This is a genomic window from Micromonospora sp. CP22 (assembly GCF_009712475.1).
Classification (GTDB): Bacteria; Actinomycetota; Actinomycetes; order Mycobacteriales; family Micromonosporaceae; genus Micromonospora.
On sequence record NZ_VCJO01000020.1, the window covers coordinates 23,850 to 38,955 of the forward strand.

Annotated in this window: 12 protein-coding genes; 7 read left to right on the top strand and 5 right to left on the bottom strand. The window is 71.7% G+C overall.

What is annotated here, in order from left to right:
* Positions 1-262: 262 nt before the first annotated feature.
* The 4 genes from FF096_RS27370 to FF096_RS22940 all read left to right on the top strand — a co-directional run bounded on the left by FF096_RS27370 (position 263) and on the right by FF096_RS22940 (position 5,369).
* Positions 263-1,231, top strand: coding sequence for a helix-turn-helix domain-containing protein (locus tag FF096_RS27370; protein WP_196222617.1), 969 nt, complete (start codon positions 263-265; stop codon positions 1,229-1,231).
* A gap of 80 nt (positions 1,232-1,311) precedes the next feature.
* Positions 1,312-4,140, top strand: coding sequence for an AAA family ATPase (locus tag FF096_RS22930; RefSeq protein WP_155221631.1), 2,829 nt, complete (start codon positions 1,312-1,314; stop codon positions 4,138-4,140).
* A gap of 159 nt (positions 4,141-4,299) precedes the next feature.
* Positions 4,300-4,815, top strand: a complete 516-nt coding sequence (locus tag FF096_RS22935) for a hypothetical protein (protein ID WP_309223797.1) — start codon at positions 4,300-4,302, stop codon at positions 4,813-4,815.
* Positions 4,816-4,841: 26 nt separating this feature from the next.
* Positions 4,842-5,369 carry a hypothetical protein gene (locus tag FF096_RS22940; RefSeq protein WP_309223798.1) on the top strand — a complete coding sequence of 176 codons (528 nt, stop codon included), beginning with the start codon at positions 4,842-4,844 and terminating at the stop codon, positions 5,367-5,369.
* Positions 5,370-5,382: 13 nt separating this feature from the next.
* Here FF096_RS22940 and FF096_RS22945 read toward each other — a convergent pair whose 3' ends face one another.
* A complete protein-coding gene (locus tag FF096_RS22945) occupies positions 5,383-6,531 on the bottom strand; it encodes an FUSC family protein (protein ID WP_309223799.1) in 1,149 nt (382 codons plus the stop codon).
* Between the two features lie 341 nt (positions 6,532-6,872).
* Between FF096_RS22945 and FF096_RS22950 the strand changes: the two genes are divergently transcribed.
* The 3 genes from FF096_RS22950 to FF096_RS22960 all read left to right on the top strand — a co-directional run bounded on the left by FF096_RS22950 (position 6,873) and on the right by FF096_RS22960 (position 10,333).
* Complete coding sequence (locus FF096_RS22950) at positions 6,873-8,957, top strand: cellulase family glycosylhydrolase (RefSeq protein ID WP_155221633.1); 2,085 nt, start codon at positions 6,873-6,875, stop codon at positions 8,955-8,957.
* 62 nt (positions 8,958-9,019) lie between these two features.
* Positions 9,020-9,400 (top strand): YccF domain-containing protein, encoded by a 381-nt coding sequence (locus tag FF096_RS22955; RefSeq protein WP_155221634.1) that lies wholly within the window; start codon positions 9,020-9,022, stop codon positions 9,398-9,400.
* Between the two features lie 105 nt (positions 9,401-9,505).
* Positions 9,506-10,333: an SDR family oxidoreductase gene (locus FF096_RS22960; RefSeq protein ID WP_309223800.1), complete on the top strand. Its 828-nt coding sequence runs from the start codon at positions 9,506-9,508 to the stop codon at positions 10,331-10,333.
* Positions 10,334-10,338: 5 nt separating this feature from the next.
* On the opposite strand, the gene FF096_RS22965 is transcribed toward FF096_RS22960, so the two are convergent.
* The 4 genes from FF096_RS22965 to FF096_RS22980 form a co-directional block, all read right to left on the bottom strand.
* Positions 10,339-11,253, bottom strand: coding sequence for a cation diffusion facilitator family transporter (locus FF096_RS22965; protein WP_309223801.1), 915 nt, complete (start codon positions 11,251-11,253; stop codon positions 10,339-10,341).
* Positions 11,254-11,430: 177 nt separating this feature from the next.
* Positions 11,431-12,807 (bottom strand): NAD(P)/FAD-dependent oxidoreductase, encoded by a 1,377-nt coding sequence (locus FF096_RS22970; RefSeq protein ID WP_155221636.1) that lies wholly within the window; start codon positions 12,805-12,807, stop codon positions 11,431-11,433.
* A gap of 160 nt (positions 12,808-12,967) precedes the next feature.
* Entirely contained in the window at positions 12,968-13,885 is a 918-nt protein-coding gene (locus FF096_RS22975; RefSeq protein ID WP_155221637.1) for a bile acid:sodium symporter family protein, read from the bottom strand.
* Positions 13,886-13,956: 71 nt separating this feature from the next.
* Positions 13,957-15,024, bottom strand: a complete 1,068-nt coding sequence (locus FF096_RS22980) for a DUF2855 family protein (RefSeq protein ID WP_155221638.1) — start codon at positions 15,022-15,024, stop codon at positions 13,957-13,959.
* Between the last annotated feature and the right edge of the window lie 82 nt (positions 15,025-15,106).

The window sequence follows — 15,106 nt, forward strand, 5'->3', positions numbered from 1 at the left end:
CATGATCACGGCCACGGACGGTCGACCGCTAGCGCGGCACGCGCACGCCGGAACGCGCACGCTAGCCCGAAAACGAAACTCCCCTGACAGCGCCAACGAATGAGATCCCACCGACGGGACGCTTCGTCACGAAACCTTCATGGGAGTCCTTCCTTTGTGGATACCATCGATGGGAATCCTGACTACCGCTCTCCGGATCCACCACGTCCGGGCCTCGTCCCGGCGCAGCGAAGCGCACTCCGTCCAGGTCGATGGAGACGTAGTGAAGACGAAGGTTCCAGACGTCAACCGGTTCGACAGCTGCGATCCGGAGACGATCCACGACTTCCTGGCGACCGCCTACCACACCGGTTTCACCGTCCGCGCAGCCGCCGACACGCCGTACCGGTTCCGGCACCACCGGGTCGACGCCGGCTCGTTCTGGCTGGACACGATGGACCAGTCCACCCGGCTCGACATCGATGTCGGACCGCCGACCGCCCTGGTGATCTGCGAGGTCGTCCACGGACGCATCGGCCGCTTCAGCGCCGACGGGGACGGCCGGTTCGGGCCCGGGGAGGTTTTCCTGGTCACCCTTCCCGGCGTGCCCTGCGCGCTGCGCTGGCTGCCGGGCAAGGTCACCACCTGCCTGCTCAACCTGTCCATCCTGGACCGGGTCACCGGCGGTGCCTCCGCCGACCGGGCGAAGGGCATCCAGTTCACCGGCCTGGCACCGGTCTCACCGGCGCTGGCCCGACTGTGGCGGCACACCACCGGCTATCTGAACCACGTCGTGCTGAGCAACCCGTACGCGTACCGCGAGCCGCTGGTCATCGCCAACGCCGCCCGGATGCTGGCGGCCTCGGCCCTCGCGGTCTTCCCCAACACCACCTCGGGCTGGCCGAGCATCACCGACGCCCGCGCCACGACCACCGCGACGCTGCGCCGGGCGACCGCCTTCATCGAGGAGTACGCCGACCGCGACATCGGTGCCGCCGACATCGCCGCAGCGGCCCAGGTCTCGCTGCGCACCCTGCAACTGGCCTTCCGCCGGCACCTCGACACCACCCCGATGGCGCACCTGCGTCGGGTCCGCCTCGATCGGGCCCACCGCGAGCTGATGCAGGCCGACCCACGTGAGGAGACCGTCTCGGCGATCGCCTCACGGTGGGGGTTCCTCAGCCACAGCCGGTTCACCGCGCACTACCACGCCACCTACGGATATCCGCCCAGCCGCACCCTGCACGCCTGACGATCATCCTGACCGACCGCCGGTGGCGCACCACCGTCCGCCCGATGGCCGCCCGCTGACACCGGTGCCAGAATCGCCCCATGCGGCGTACGCTCGTCGGCCGGGACGGGGTGCTCGACCAGGCCTGGCGCGCACTGCGCGCGCCGGGGCCGGTGCTGTTGGAGGGCCCCGCCGGCATCGGCAAGACGACGCTGCTACGAGAACTGGTCACCGAGGCGACGAACGCCGACTGGTCGGTGCTGACCTGTGCACCGACCGAAGGCGAGGCCGAGCTGCCCTTCGCCGCCCTCGCCGACCTGCTCAGCCCGCTGGCGGATCTGGTGGTGGACCTGCCGCGCCCGCAACGCGTCGCGGCCGAGGTGGTGCTGCTCACCCGGGACAGCGACGAGACCGTCGACGAAAGGGTGGTCGGTGCCGCCACCCGGTCGCTGTTGGAGATGGCACGCACCGCCGGCCGACCGGTGCTGATCGCCGTGGACGACTCGCCCTGGCTGGACCGGCCGAGCGAACGGGCGCTGCGATTCGCCCTGCGCCGGGTCGGCCCCGGGCTGTCCGTGTTGGTCAGCTGCCGGACGGACACCACGTCGACGCCGCCGATCGCGCCGCTCGGGCTCGACACCGGCCCACACCAGCTGACCCGGCTGCCGTTGGCCCCGCTGGGCGTGGGTGCCCTGCTCCACCTGCTGAGGGAACGGGTCGGCACCGCCCTGGGCCGCTCCCTGCTGGCCCGGATCGCCCGGGAGGCCGACGGCAACCCGCTGGTCGCCATCGAGGTGGCCCGCGCGGTGCAGCGGCTGCCACAGCCACCGGAGCCGACCCAGGACCTGCCGGTGGCCTCGTCCATGCACCAACTCCTCGGCGAGGTGCTCGCCGGGTTGCCGGCCCGCTGCCGGGAGGCCGTGCGACTGGCCGCCCTGCTCGGCGTACCGCTGTTGCGTGACCTGGTCGCGGCGGGGATCTCCCCCGACGCGTTCGACGCCGCCGAGGAGGCCGGGCTGCTCACGGTCGGTGCGCTACGCGTGGACTTCGCCCACCCGGTCTACGCGACCGCGGTCCGCGCCGGCATCCCGCCCGGGGTACGGCGTGGTCTGCACCGCCGGCTGGCCGGTGTGGTCGCCGACCCGGACGAACGGGTCCGGCACCTGGCGCTGTGCACCACCACGACGGATGCGGTGGTGGCCGACGCGCTCGCCGCAGCCGCCGCCCGGCAGCACGCGCGGGGTGCGCCGGGCCCCGCCGCGAACCTGTACGAGTCGGCGGCGCGGCTCACCCCGGCCGACGACGAGGCGAGCCGGGGCCACCGGCTGCTGGCGGCGGCGCGGTGTCGGTTCGGTTGCGGGGACCACCCGGGAGCACGCGTCGCCGCCGAGGCGGTGGCCGCCGACTTCGACGGTGACATCCGCGCGGAGGCGCTGCTGCTACGCGCCGTGGTGGCGTGGAGCGCCGACGAGTCCGGCGGCACCGCGGTCGAGGCGGCCGGTCGGGCGTTGGCGGCGACCCGCCCCGACTCCCCGCTGGCCGGCCGGATCCACGCGCACCTGGCCCTCTTCGTCGACCTGCCGGATCCGGCGCGGGCCCACGCCGAGGCGGCCATCGCCCTGCTCACCGGTCCCGGCGGGGACCGCGCGCTGCTCGCCGCGGCGCTGCTGCACCTGTTCTTCAACGAGGTACGCGCCGGTGAACCGCCCCGAGTCGAGCTGCTCGACCGGGCGCTGGAGATGGAGGGTCCGGAGCCCTCGTGGTTGGCCGGCACGATCCCGGCGATCTGGTGGAGGTCGATCGACGACCCGGCGCGGGCCCGGCAGCGGCTGGGCAGGCTGCTGAACCTGGCGACGGCACGGGGAGACGAACCCTCCCAGTACGAGCTGCTCAAACATCTCGGCGAGACCGAGCTGCTCGCGGGGCGGTGGTCGACCGCCGAGCGACACATCGCGGCGGCCCGGGAGCTCGGCGAGCTGCTGGGCACCGAGGCGACCGCGGAGATCTGGCTGGCCGGGCTGCTCGACGCGCTGCGGGGCCGGCTCGACGCGGCACAGCAGGTGGCCGAGGCCGGGATGCGGCTCGGCGAGCAGCTCGACGACGACTGGTGTCGACGCATCCACCTGCAACTGGGCGCGTTCGTGGCGCTCTGCGCGGGTCGCCTGGCCGACGCCGCGACCGGGTACGGCCAGCTCGCCGCGGCGGTCGACCGGGTGGGCCTGGCCGAGCCGCTGGCGCAGCGGTTCGAGCCCGACTGGATCGAGGCCTGCGTGGGCGCCGGTGACCTGGCGACGGCCCGCGACGCCCTGGGTCGGCTGGCGGAACGCCACCGGCGGTTTCCCCGCCCATGGACGCTGCTGGGCCTGGCGCGCAGCCGCGCCCTGCTCGACAGTGCCGGCGGTGTCGACCCGTCGGCTGCCCTGGCCGACCTCGCCGCCGCCCGGGCCGCCGTACCGCCGGAGGTGCTGCCGTTGGACCGGGCCAGATGCCTGCTCGTCGAGGGCATGGTGCACCGCCGGTCGCGCCGTAAGCGCCCGGCCCGGGAGGCGTTGACCACCGCAGCGGCCGAGTTCGACGCCCTGGGCGCGGCGATGTTCGCCACCCGGGCCCGGGCCGAGGCCGCCCGGCTCGGCGGGCGTCCGCCCGCGCCCTCGGACCTCACCGCCACGGAGGAGCGGGTGGCCCGGCTCGCCGCGCAGGGACGGACCAGCCGGGCCATCGCCGACGAGTTGTTCGTCAGTCCGAAGACCGTCGAGACGAACCTGTCCCGGGTCTACCGGAAACTGGGCATCTCCCGGCGGGCTGAACTGGGAGCCGCGCTGGCGCGGGTCGGTGGATCCGATGATCGGGTCCGTCCCCCCACGTCGACGGCGGGTGCGCGGCCAAAGGCTAGGGAAACGCCGGATTCCTCCACGGCCGCGCGGTCGTAGCGTCGAGTCGTCACCCCGGCGTACCGGCTGCGGGGGTGCACCGGCACCGGCTCGCGGCAGGCAGCCGAGCCCCGTCACGGTGACCGCCCACCGACGCCGGGCCGGACCTGGTCGAGCAGCCCGGCCCGGTTGAAGCCGGGAGTCAGAAGGGACCGAACCGTGCGTCGACTGATCCTGCCCACGGTGCTCGCGGCCGTGCTCACGCTGACCGGCTGCGACAGCACCGATCCCGCGCCACCGGAAGCCGGCCCCGGCGTGGACGCCGAGGCGGACCTGGACCTGCCCGCCGACGACGGCGGCACCGAGACCCCGGCCTGCCCGTTCACCGCGGCCCAGATCTCGGAACTGGTCGGCCAGTCGATGGTCGACACCGGCAACTGCGGCTTCGGCGACGGCGCGGGGGTGGCGGTGCTGTCCGTGACGACCGCCTCCCAGGCGGCCGGTGAGATGACCTACGACTACCAGCGCGAGCAGGCCGCGCAGATCTACCAGACGGTGACGGACCTCGACGCCGGGAAGGGCTACCTGGCCGTCAAGGACATCGGTGCGGAGGCCGTGCTGGTGGCCGGCGCGGGCAGCTTCACCGTGACGCTGAGCGGCTTCGAGCGCCTCGGCGCCCAGCCCGACGGGTACGAGCAGGCGCTGCGCCGACTGCTCGACGCCCTGCCCCGGTGAGACGCCGCGCCTACGAGGAGACGATTGTGAGGTACCTCAGGTTCGCCGCGACGGCCGCCGCCGTCGCCGTTCTGGCCGGCTGCGGTGGCGGTGCCGAACCCGCAGCCGCGCCACCGCCGACGACCGAGGTGGTGGAGGCGGCACCGCCCACCGAGGGCCCCGAGGTCGTCGACCCACCGGCTGCGGCACCGCAGGTCGACGCCTGTGCGCTGGTACCCAGGGCGGACGCCGAGAAGTTGGCCGGCACCGCGCTGGAGGAGCCGGTGGCGGTACGCGACACCTGCACGTACACCGGGCCGCCGTCGGGCCCGCTGGCGCAGGTGGAGGTCTACGTGGGCGACGGGGCCAAGAAGATCCTCGACATCGACCGCGATCTGGCGCACGAGTTCGAGACGTTGTCCGGGATCGGCGACGAGGCGTACCTGGAGGAGGGCGCGGTCTTCGTCAACGCCGCCGGGGTCTGGGTGGCTATCCGGCTGATCCGGCTGGACGACCCGGCGAAGTACCAGAAGCCGCTGACCGAGCTGGCGCGCACCGTCGCCGGTCGGCTGTGAGGCGGCGGGCCGCTCACGCCGCCCGCCGTTCGTCCGTGCGCCGACCCACCTCGTCACGCCGCCGTTCGAAGCGTTGCCGGACGGCGGCGACCGCCTCGTCGTCGTGACAGCCGAGGCTGCGCAGCAGGTCGGTGGCGACGGTACGGATCTGGGCCACCACCACGCTGCCGGAGAAGCCGACCCCCTCGTCGTACGCCTCGGCGGCGCGGTCGACCGCCTTGAGGATCAGCTGCTCGGACCGGCTCGGGTGCTGCCTGCTCTCCACCTCGACCTGCAACAGGGCGAGCGCGTCGCCGAAGTAGTGCACCGCCGCCGCCAACCCGGCCGGCACCGGCTCCTTGTCGTGCACCGCGGTGGCCGCCCGGCGCAGCATCTCCTGGCCGCCCCGGACCGCCAGGTCGATGTAGCGGGTACCGCGTTGGTAGTGCTCGAACTCGGCTCGCCGGTGCCAGCGGGCCGGTGACACCGCCACCGCCTCCTGCGCACCGGAGACCGCGTCGTTGAGCAGTGAGAGTTGCGGGCCGAGGTGGGACAGCCCGTCCCGGGCTCGGGCCACCATCGCGCCGTCGCCGCTGGACATGCCGTCGGCGGCGTTGTGCAGTTGCTCGATCAGGGCGGCGAAGAGCGGGCGGGCCGCCCGCTGGATGATCCGCAACGGGTTGGCCGGCAGCACGGCCACCACCACCACGGCGGAGATCGCCCCGATCATCGCGTCGGTGATCCGGGGCAGTTCCAGTCCGCGCTGGATCGGCGCGAGGGTGGCGATCAGCACCGCCGTACCACCGGCCTGGGTGACCACCTGCCCACCCCGGGTCATGGTCAGTGCGAGCAGGATGGCGATCGTGACCACGGTGCCGATCTGCCACGGACCGGTGCCGATGATCATGATGAGGACGTCACCCACCAGGAGCCCGGCCAGCACACCGATCAGCAGTTCCACGGTCCGTCGGGTACGCCGGCCGATCGCGGCGGCGATCGTGCCGACGGCGGCGCTGGGGGCGAACACCGGCGACGGGTGACCGAGCAGTTCGTGTGCCAGCGTCCAGGCCAGGGCGGCGGCCACCCCCGCCTGCACGGCGAGGATGGCGTACAGCTCCAGGCTCCGGCGTCGCTCGCGCCAGCCGATCCGCCGGCTGAGGCGGTGGACCGCCGTGGCGACCACGGCCCTGACCCGGCCGGCCGCATGACCTGCGCTTCCCCTCACCGCCGCCACGCCACCGACTACCCCGCCGGGCTGCGCTCATTCGCCACCCGGGAGCACCGTTGCCTCCGCCGGCCGGCACCGTCCCGATCCACACCCCAGATCCCGGCATCGGCACGACGGCGCGATCGACTCACCGCGAGAACACTTGTCCCCACCTGGGCGGAGGCCCCAAGCATCGCATTTCGTCGATTGACAAAGTTGTGGATCCAAACTTATTGTGCGAGCCGGCCGGATGTTTCCGGTGGCCCGGCGACGCCCGGCCAGCCACCCGTCGACACCATCACCATGCGAGGAGCGTCATGGCTGGGCTGAAGGGCACACTACGCAGGACACGTTGGCGATTCGGCCTGGTCGCCAGCAGCGTCGCCGCACTACTCGCCGGCGTCGGGCTGATCAACGCCGGAGCCGCCCACGCGGCGGCCGGATGCCGGGTGGTGTACTCCGCCCCCAGCGAGTGGCCGGGCGGGTTCACCGCCAACGTCGACCTGACCAACCTCGGCGACCCGCTCGACGGCTGGCAACTGACCTGGACGTTCCCCTCGGGGCAACGGGTCACCCAAGCCTGGAACGCCACGGTCACCTCCTCCGGTGACGACGTCACCGCCCGCAACGTCGGCTACAACGCCGCACTGGGCACCAACCAGTCCGTGTCGTTCGGCTTCAACGGGTCCTGGTCCGGCAGCAACACCGCGCCGACCACGTTCGCACTCAACGGCGTCACCTGCACCGGCAGCGTCGACACCACCCCGCCGCCGACCACCCCGCCGCCACCGACCACCCCGCCGCCAGCCGACGACCCGATGGCGTACGTGGCCGCCATGCAGCCGGGGTGGAACCTCGGCAACACCTTCGACGCGATCGGCGCGGACGAGACCGCGTGGGGCAACCCGCGCGTCACCGAGGCGCAGCTCGACGCCATCCGCGCCCAGGGCTTCAACAGCATCCGGATCCCGGTGACCTGGAGCAACCACCACGGGCCCGCGCCGTCGTACACCATCGACGCGGCCTGGCTCAACCGCGTCAAGGAGGTGGTCGGTTGGGCGCTGGACGACGGCTTCTACGTCATGATCAACCTGCACCACGACTCGTGGCAGTGGATCAACGAGATGCCGACGAACCGGACCACGGTGCTCGACCGCTACAACGCGCTCTGGACCCAGATCGCCGCCGCGTTCCGGGACCACTCGCCGAAGCTGCACTTCGAGAGCGTCAACGAGCCCCAGTTCGCCAACAGCTCCGGCGACGCCCAGAACGCGCAGTTGCTCCACGAGCTGAACGTCAACTTCCACCGGATCGTACGCGCCTCCGGCGGCAACAACGCCACCCGGATGCTGGTGCTGCCGACCCTGCACACCTCCTCCGAGCAGGCCCGCATCAACGAGCTGACCACGACGATCAACCAGCTCGACGACCGCAACCTGATCGCCACCGTGCACTTCTACGGCTACTGGCCGTTCAGCGTGAACGTCGCCGGTGGCACCCGCTTCGACGCCACCACCCAGCAGGATCTGATCGACGCGTTCGACCGGGCGCACAACGCTTTCGTGACCCGGGGCATCCCGGTCGTCATCGGCGAGTACGGGCTGCTCGGCTTCGATCGGCACACCGGCACCATCCAACAGGGCGAGAAGCTCAAGTTCTTCGAGTTCCTCGGCCACTACGTGCGCGCCAAGCAGCTCACCACCCAGCTGTGGGACAACGGCCAGCACTTCGACCGGGTCGCCTTCCAGTGGCGGGACCCGGAGCTGTGGGGCCAGATCCGGTCGAGCTGGACGACCCGTTCCGGCACCGCGTCGTCCGACCAGGTGTACGTGCCGCGTACCGGCTCGATCACCGCCAAGTCGCTGACCCTCAACCTGAACGGCACCACCTTCTCCGGATTGCGCCAGGGCACCACCGACCTGACGCAGGGCACCGACTACACGATCTCCGGCAATCAGCTCACCCTCACCGCGAGCGCACTGACCCGACTGGTCGGCGACCGGTCGTACGGTGTCAACGCCAGCCTGCAGGCCCGCTTCTCGGCCGGCGTGCCCTGGCGGATCGACGTGATCACCTACGACACTCCGGTGCTGTCCAACGCCACCGGGTCGACCAGCGCCTTCGCCATCCCGACCCAGTTCCGTGGTGACCAACTCGCCACCATGGAGGCCCGGTACGCCGACGGCAGCAACGCCGGGCCGCACGACTGGACGTCGTTCAAGGAGTTCGACGTGGCCTTCGCCCCCGATTACCCCGCTGATCGGATCACCCTGACCGAGACCTTCTTCGGCGAGGTACGCGACGGCGCGCCGGTCACGCTCACCTTCCACTTCTGGAGCGGGGCGCAGGTGACCTACACCGTCACCCGATCCGGCAGCAACGTCACCGGGGTCACCGGCTGACCCGCCCGCGCCACCGGCCACCGCCTGAGTGGCCGGTGGCGCGCAGCGGTCATCATGGGTTCATGATCCGATTCCTGCTGAACGTCCTCTGGCTCATCTTCGGCGGTGGTCTGGTGCTGGCGATCGGCTACGGCATCGCCGCCCTGATCTGTTTCGTGCTCGTCGTCACCATCCCGTTCGGGGTCGCGTCGTTGCGGTTGGCGTCGTACTCGCTGTGGCCGTTCGGCCGGACCCTGGTGCCCAAGCCCGGAGCTGGCGTGGCCTCGGGTATCGCCAACGTCATCTGGGTGCTGCTGGCCGGCTGGTGGCTGGCGCTCACGCACATCGTGGCCGGTGTCAGCCTCTGCCTGACCGTCATCGGCATCCCGTTCGGCGTGGCGAACTTCAAGCTCGTCCCGGCGGCGATCTGGCCGTTGGGGCAGGAGGTCGTACCCACACCGTGACCCCGGTTCCGGCCGCCGGAAAAGGCCGGGCGTCACGCTCGCCTCGTCCGGTAGGGTCGCGTCCTCCAATACCGGCCCGGCGTCTTCGAGCGGAGAGTCCACCACGTGTTGCCGAGCACAGCTGCCACCGACCTGACCGGTCGGGTCGCCCTCGTCACCGGGGCCAACCACGGCATCGGCGCGGCCACCGCCGTCGCGCTGGCCCGCTCGGGTGCCGCGGTACTGGTCAGCTACCTACGGCTGGACGACCCACCGGACCCGGGCATCCCCGACACGTACCGGCGCAACCGGGCCGGCGACGCGACCGAGGTGATCGAGCGCGTCCACGCTGTCGGCGGCCGGGTGGTGCCGGTCGAGGCGGACCTGTCGGACCCGGCCGTCCCGGCCCGGCTGTTCGACATCGCCGAGAGTGAGCTGGGCCCGGTCGACATCCTGGTGAACAACGCCAGCAGTTGGCTGGCGGACACCTTCAAGCCCAGCACGGTGGACCAGCACGGCCGGACGTTGCGGCCGGTGAGCGCCGAATCCTTCGACGCCCAGTTCGCCGTGGACGCCCGTGCGGGTGCCCTGCTGATCGCCGAGTTCGCCCGCCGCAACGTCGCCGCGCGGCGCGGCTGGGGGCGGATCATCAGCCTCACCTCGGGTGGCAGCGACGGGTTCCCCGAGGAGGTCTCCTACGGTGCCGCCAAGGCGGCCCTGGTCAACTACACGATGGCGGCGGCACGTGAACTCGCGCCGTTCGGCATCACCGCCAACGCCGTGCACCCGCCGGTCACCGACACCGGCTGGGTCGGCGAGCAGGTACGCGCCGCCGTCGACAACGACCCGAACCTGCTCGGGGTGGCCGAGCCCGAGGAGGTCGCCGAGGTGATCGCGTTCCTCGCCGGGGAGAGCGGGCGACTGATCACCGGCAACGTGGTCCAGCTGCGCTGACCCGCTCACCAGCGGGCGCCGCCGCAGACGCCCTCGGCGTCCCGTGGCTCGACCTGCAACGTGGCGTGCTCGATGCTGAAGCGATCGTGCAGCAGCCGGCGGGCGCTAGCCAACACCTGGGCCAGGTCGGCTCCGGCCGCCAGGGTCAGGTGCGCCGAGGCCACCTCCATGCCCGAGGTCAGGGTCCACACGTGCAGGTCGTGCACGTCGGCGACGCCACCGAGCCCACGCAACCCGTCGCGCACCTCGGCGACGTCCAGGTGCGGCGGCGCGGCCTGCACCAGGACCCGCAGCGCGGCACGGGCGAGGCGGTAGGTGCGGGGCAGGATGAACAGCGCCACCCCGACGGCGACGATCGGGTCCGCGTACCACCAGCCGGTCAGCGCGATCACCCCGGCCGCGACGAGCACGCCGACCGAGGCGACCAGGTCACCGAGGACCTCCAGATAGGCGCCACGCACGTTCAAGCTCTCCGTCGACCCGGCGCGCAGCAACAGGAAGGCGATCACGTTGGCGACCAGCCCACCCACGGCCACCACCAGCATCGGGCCGACCAGCACCTCCGGTGGCTCGTCGAGCCGCCGCAGCGCTTCGACCAGCACGTAGAGGGCGACCCCGGAGAGCAGCACCGCGTTGGCCAGCGCCGCCAGGACCTCCATCCGGTAGAGGCCGAAGGTGCGCTGACCGTCCCGGGAGGCCCGGCTCGCCGCGGTGATCGCGGCGAGCGCCATGCCGATGCCCAGCACGTCGGTGAACATGTGCCCGGCGTCCGACAGCAGGGCCAGCGAGCCACTCACCCACGCGCCGACCGCCTCCGCCAGCATGAAGACCGCCAGCAGGACGAACGCGGCCCACAGCCGCCCCCGGTGACGCTGTCCTGCCCGGGCGACCTGCTGCCCGTGATCGTGCCCGGCACCCACCCGCGCCCCTTCCGTCCGCCCTCGCCACGAACATATGCTGACATTGCCATAAGTGCAATAGTCGCGCCGCAGTAGTGGCGGCCTCGGCGGAACCATCCAGCCCGCCCGACACCGACCGCCCAGAAGGAACTGTCGGTACGCGGCAGCGTACGCGCAGTGCCGGCGCGGTGCAGCCCGTCAGCGGGCGCGTCGGTTGGCGCGCAGGGCGTCGAGGATCACCTTCGGTGAGGCCAGCGAACTCGGGTGCTTCCGCATCGAGACGACGTCGTTGAACCGACGTGCGGTGACCACGTCGGTGACGGTCGCCGCGACGATCTGCCGACTCACCCAGCTGGAGAACCGGTAGCCCCGTGGGTAGGGGCCGTCGACGTGCGGCAACGCCAGGTCGGCCGAGGTCGATATCGACCAGGCGGCGTCGACCACGACCTTCTGGAGGGCGAAGAAGTGGCGGGCCGGGGCGTTCAGATCCGGAGCCGCGCGCAGATAGCTGGCCAGGCAGGAGGCGTGCAGGACGGCCGCCGTGATGCCCTGCCCGTACACCGGGTTGAACGAGGCGACCGCGTCACCGACGCTCACCAGCCGGGCCGGCATCCGGGTCAAGGCGTGGAAGTCCCGCCGCCGACTGTCGGCGTGCCGGTAGGTCTGCACGTCACCGAGGACCTCGCTGTCGGCGACCACGGCGAACTCCGGCGGGAACTGCTCCCGCAACCGGCGGACGAAGTCCTCCACGGTCCGGCCGGGGCGGTTCTCCCCGTAACCGGCCATCATCGCCATCCACCGACCGTCCTCGATGGCGAAGAACGCGGCACCGGCGACGTCCACCGACCTGGTGGGGCTGTGCAGCGCCATCACCACCGCGTGCTCGGGGTTCGCCTCGTGCCGTCGGAACAGGGCGGTCGCGTAGTTCAGGTTCACCGTCATCCGCCGCAGCGCGGGTCGTTCCCACCCGGCCTCGGCCAGCCAGTCGGACACCCGGCTGGACCGCCCCATGGCGTCCACCACCAGATCGGCGTGCTCGACCCCGGGTGAACCGCCGACCTCGCACCGGACCCCGGAGGTCACCGGGCCGTCGAACGCCAGCCCGGTGGCCCGCGCCCGGACGGTCTTCACGTTGGGCAGACGGAGGACCTGCTGACGGATCAACGACTCCAGCAGCGGCCGACTGCCGGCCAGGCTGTCGGCGTCGTCCGGTACGACGACCTTCGGGCGACCGTCCAGGTAGTTGCGTCGCGCCCTGGGCGGGGCCTCGATCGCCCCCTGGGCCAGGGCCTCCTGGCGGAACCCGGGGAACAGCTGCTCCAGCTGGAGGAAGCCGCCGGGCAACAGCGCGTGCAGCTGGGTGCCCTGCGGTACGCCTGGCCGTCCGCCGCTCGCGTTCAGGTCGTCGCGGTCGATGACCACCACGCTCTCGGCATGGTCGGACAACACCCGGGCGGCGAGCATCCCGGCGATGCTGCCGCCGATCACCACCGCCTTGTCCATGACAGGGGATGCCTGGTCGGGCGGTCGCACCGCGTTCAGCGCGGCGAAGACCCGAGCCGGAGAGAGGGACATCGTGCTCTCCAAAAGGGGTACGAGGTGTGGCGCCTTCCCACCTGCCTGCCCGTGAGCGGCGCACGGTAGACCGTTGGAGCCGGGCGGTCGGCATGACGCCCAACGATCGTTGCACAGCGAGGGAACGCTTCCGGCGCTCCGCCCACCCCTTCGGGCACCCCTACAGTGCCGTTTCGGCCGGGTCAGGTCCGGACGACACCGTCCGGTTCCGGGTCGGTCGCGCACCCACCCGGTTGACCAGGTACCCGAACGCGGCGGCGGTGAAGAACATGACGACGCCGTAGACGGCACCGGGAATCGCCATCTGGGTGCTGTTGAGCAGTGCCGGGCTGAGCGCGATGGTGATGGCCAGGGTGCTGTTGTGGATGCCGATCTCGAAACCGGCCGCCTTGGCGGCGCTGCGCTCGACCCCGGCCAGCCGGGGCACCCCGTACCCGATACCGAGGCTGAGCAGGTTGAACGCCAGCACGGCCAGACCGACGGAGACGAAGTAGTCGGCGAGGTTGTCCCGCTCGCCGAGCACCGCACCGGCGATCACCGCGACCAGCACCACCACGGACAGCACCCGGACCGGTCGATCCAGCCGCCGCGCGACCTCGCTCGCCCGCGCCCGGATCAGCATCCCGAGGGCGACCGGGAGCAGCACGATCGCGAACACCTGGAGCACCTTGTCGAACTGAAGTCCGATGCTCCGCGCGTCGCCGAGGAAGTACGCCGCCGACAGGTTGACCACGATCGGCAGGGTGAACACGGCCAGCACCGAGTTGATCGCGGTCAGGCTGATGTTCAGCGCCACGTGCCCGCCGAAGAGGTGGCTGTAGAGGTTGGCCGTGGTGCCTCCCGGGGAGGCGGCCAACAGCATCATCCCGACACCCAGTTCGGGCGGCAGGTCGAAGGTGAGAACCAGGGCGAAGCAGAGCGCCGGTAGCAGCAGCACCTGGCACACCAGCGCGATGACGGCGGCCTTCGGGTGCCGGGCCACCCGTCGGAAGTCACCGGTGGTCAGGCCGAGGCCCAGACCGAGCATGATGATGCCGAGGGCGACGGGCAGTCCGATCAAGGTCAGGGCGGAGTCCATGACACGACATCGTTACTACCTGGTAACCCGCTCGCAATCCTCCGTGCGGCCGGGGGTACCCGCTCGCGCGCTCAGAACTGGACGACCCGGCCCACCCGAGGTGGTGTACGGCCGGCGAGGACGTCGAGCCAGGCGTGCTCCAGCGCGGCCGGACCGGCACCGACCTGGACGTCGAGCCATCCGCCCACCAAGTCGGTGAAGCGCCGCCAGGCCTCGGCGAACCTGTCGTCGAGCCCGTCCCGACCCCAGTCGATGCGACGTTTGCGCATCTGCACCGGAGCGAAGAAGACCTCCTCGGCGGCGTCGGCGTTCGGGACCTGGTTGGTCAGTCCGACGGCGATGTCGCGTACCAGCCGGTCGCCCAGATGACGCCGCAGGGCGGCCCGGGTCGCAGGGGCACCGGACAGGTCGAGGTAGACGGTCGGCACCCGTTCGAGGGCGGCGACGCCGTCGTACGGCACCACCTCGTCGTAACAACCGAGCGAGCGGGTGAAGTCGACGTTGCCGGGTGAGGTGAGCCCGACCAGACGCGGGCCGCGCCCACGCAGCTCGACGGCGGCGGCGTACGCGGTCTTGCTCGACGCCGACGAGAACACCAGCGTCTGCGCGCCGTAACAGTCGTTGTCGACGATCCGGTCGGCCAGCATGAAGGAGGTGAAGAAGAGCGGTCGGAACAGGATCAGCAGGTCCTCCTGGTCGGCCCGGTACGCCGGGTCACCGACCGTCGAGCGGTACGTGTGGTACGGCGACGGCAGCTCGGCCCGGTGCGTGCTCGCGTCCCGGAACCCGGTGCCGTCCACCCGCGACGGGCGCACCACCAGGTGACCGGCGGGCGGCAGGTAGCCGTACACCCGTTGGCCCACCTCGACCTCGGCGACGGTCGAGGTGACCACCTCGGCGAAGCCCCACAGCGGCGGCAGGCCCCACCGCCCGTCCAGCCCGTGGCGCTCGGGCGGGAAGAACTCCCAGTACCGCATCGCGTCGCCGAGCACCGCGTAGGTCACGTTGTTGGCGGTCAGTCCGACCCGGTCCACGCGCAACAACGCCTCGCCGTCGGACAACTGCGGCACGGCGCTGTTCACCAGGGTGGTGCGGCTCAGGTCGTCACGGGCGACGGCGAAGGTCCAGCAGGCAGCCATGCTGAGACGCTAGGCAGCCGAGGCCGCCGAAACAAGATGCACTGCGAGTGCAAAATCCCACTTCTTCGCCGACGCCCACGCA

Excerpts from the sequence above, each read along its gene's own strand:
- FF096_RS22970 (WP_155221636.1), bottom strand. The coding sequence starts at position 12,807 with ATGTCCCTCTCTCCGGCTCGGGTCTTCGCCGCGCTGAACGCGGTGCGA.
- FF096_RS22950 (WP_155221633.1), top strand. The coding sequence starts at position 6,873 with ATGGCTGGGCTGAAGGGCACACTACGCAGGACACGTTGGCGATTCGGC.
- FF096_RS22930 (WP_155221631.1), top strand. The coding sequence starts at position 1,312 with ATGCGGCGTACGCTCGTCGGCCGGGACGGGGTGCTCGACCAGGCCTGG.
- FF096_RS22980 (WP_155221638.1), bottom strand. The coding sequence starts at position 15,024 with ATGGCTGCCTGCTGGACCTTCGCCGTCGCCCGTGACGACCTGAGCCGC.
- FF096_RS22955 (WP_155221634.1), top strand. The coding sequence starts at position 9,020 with ATGATCCGATTCCTGCTGAACGTCCTCTGGCTCATCTTCGGCGGTGGT.
- FF096_RS22975 (WP_155221637.1), bottom strand. The coding sequence starts at position 13,885 with ATGGACTCCGCCCTGACCTTGATCGGACTGCCCGTCGCCCTCGGCATC.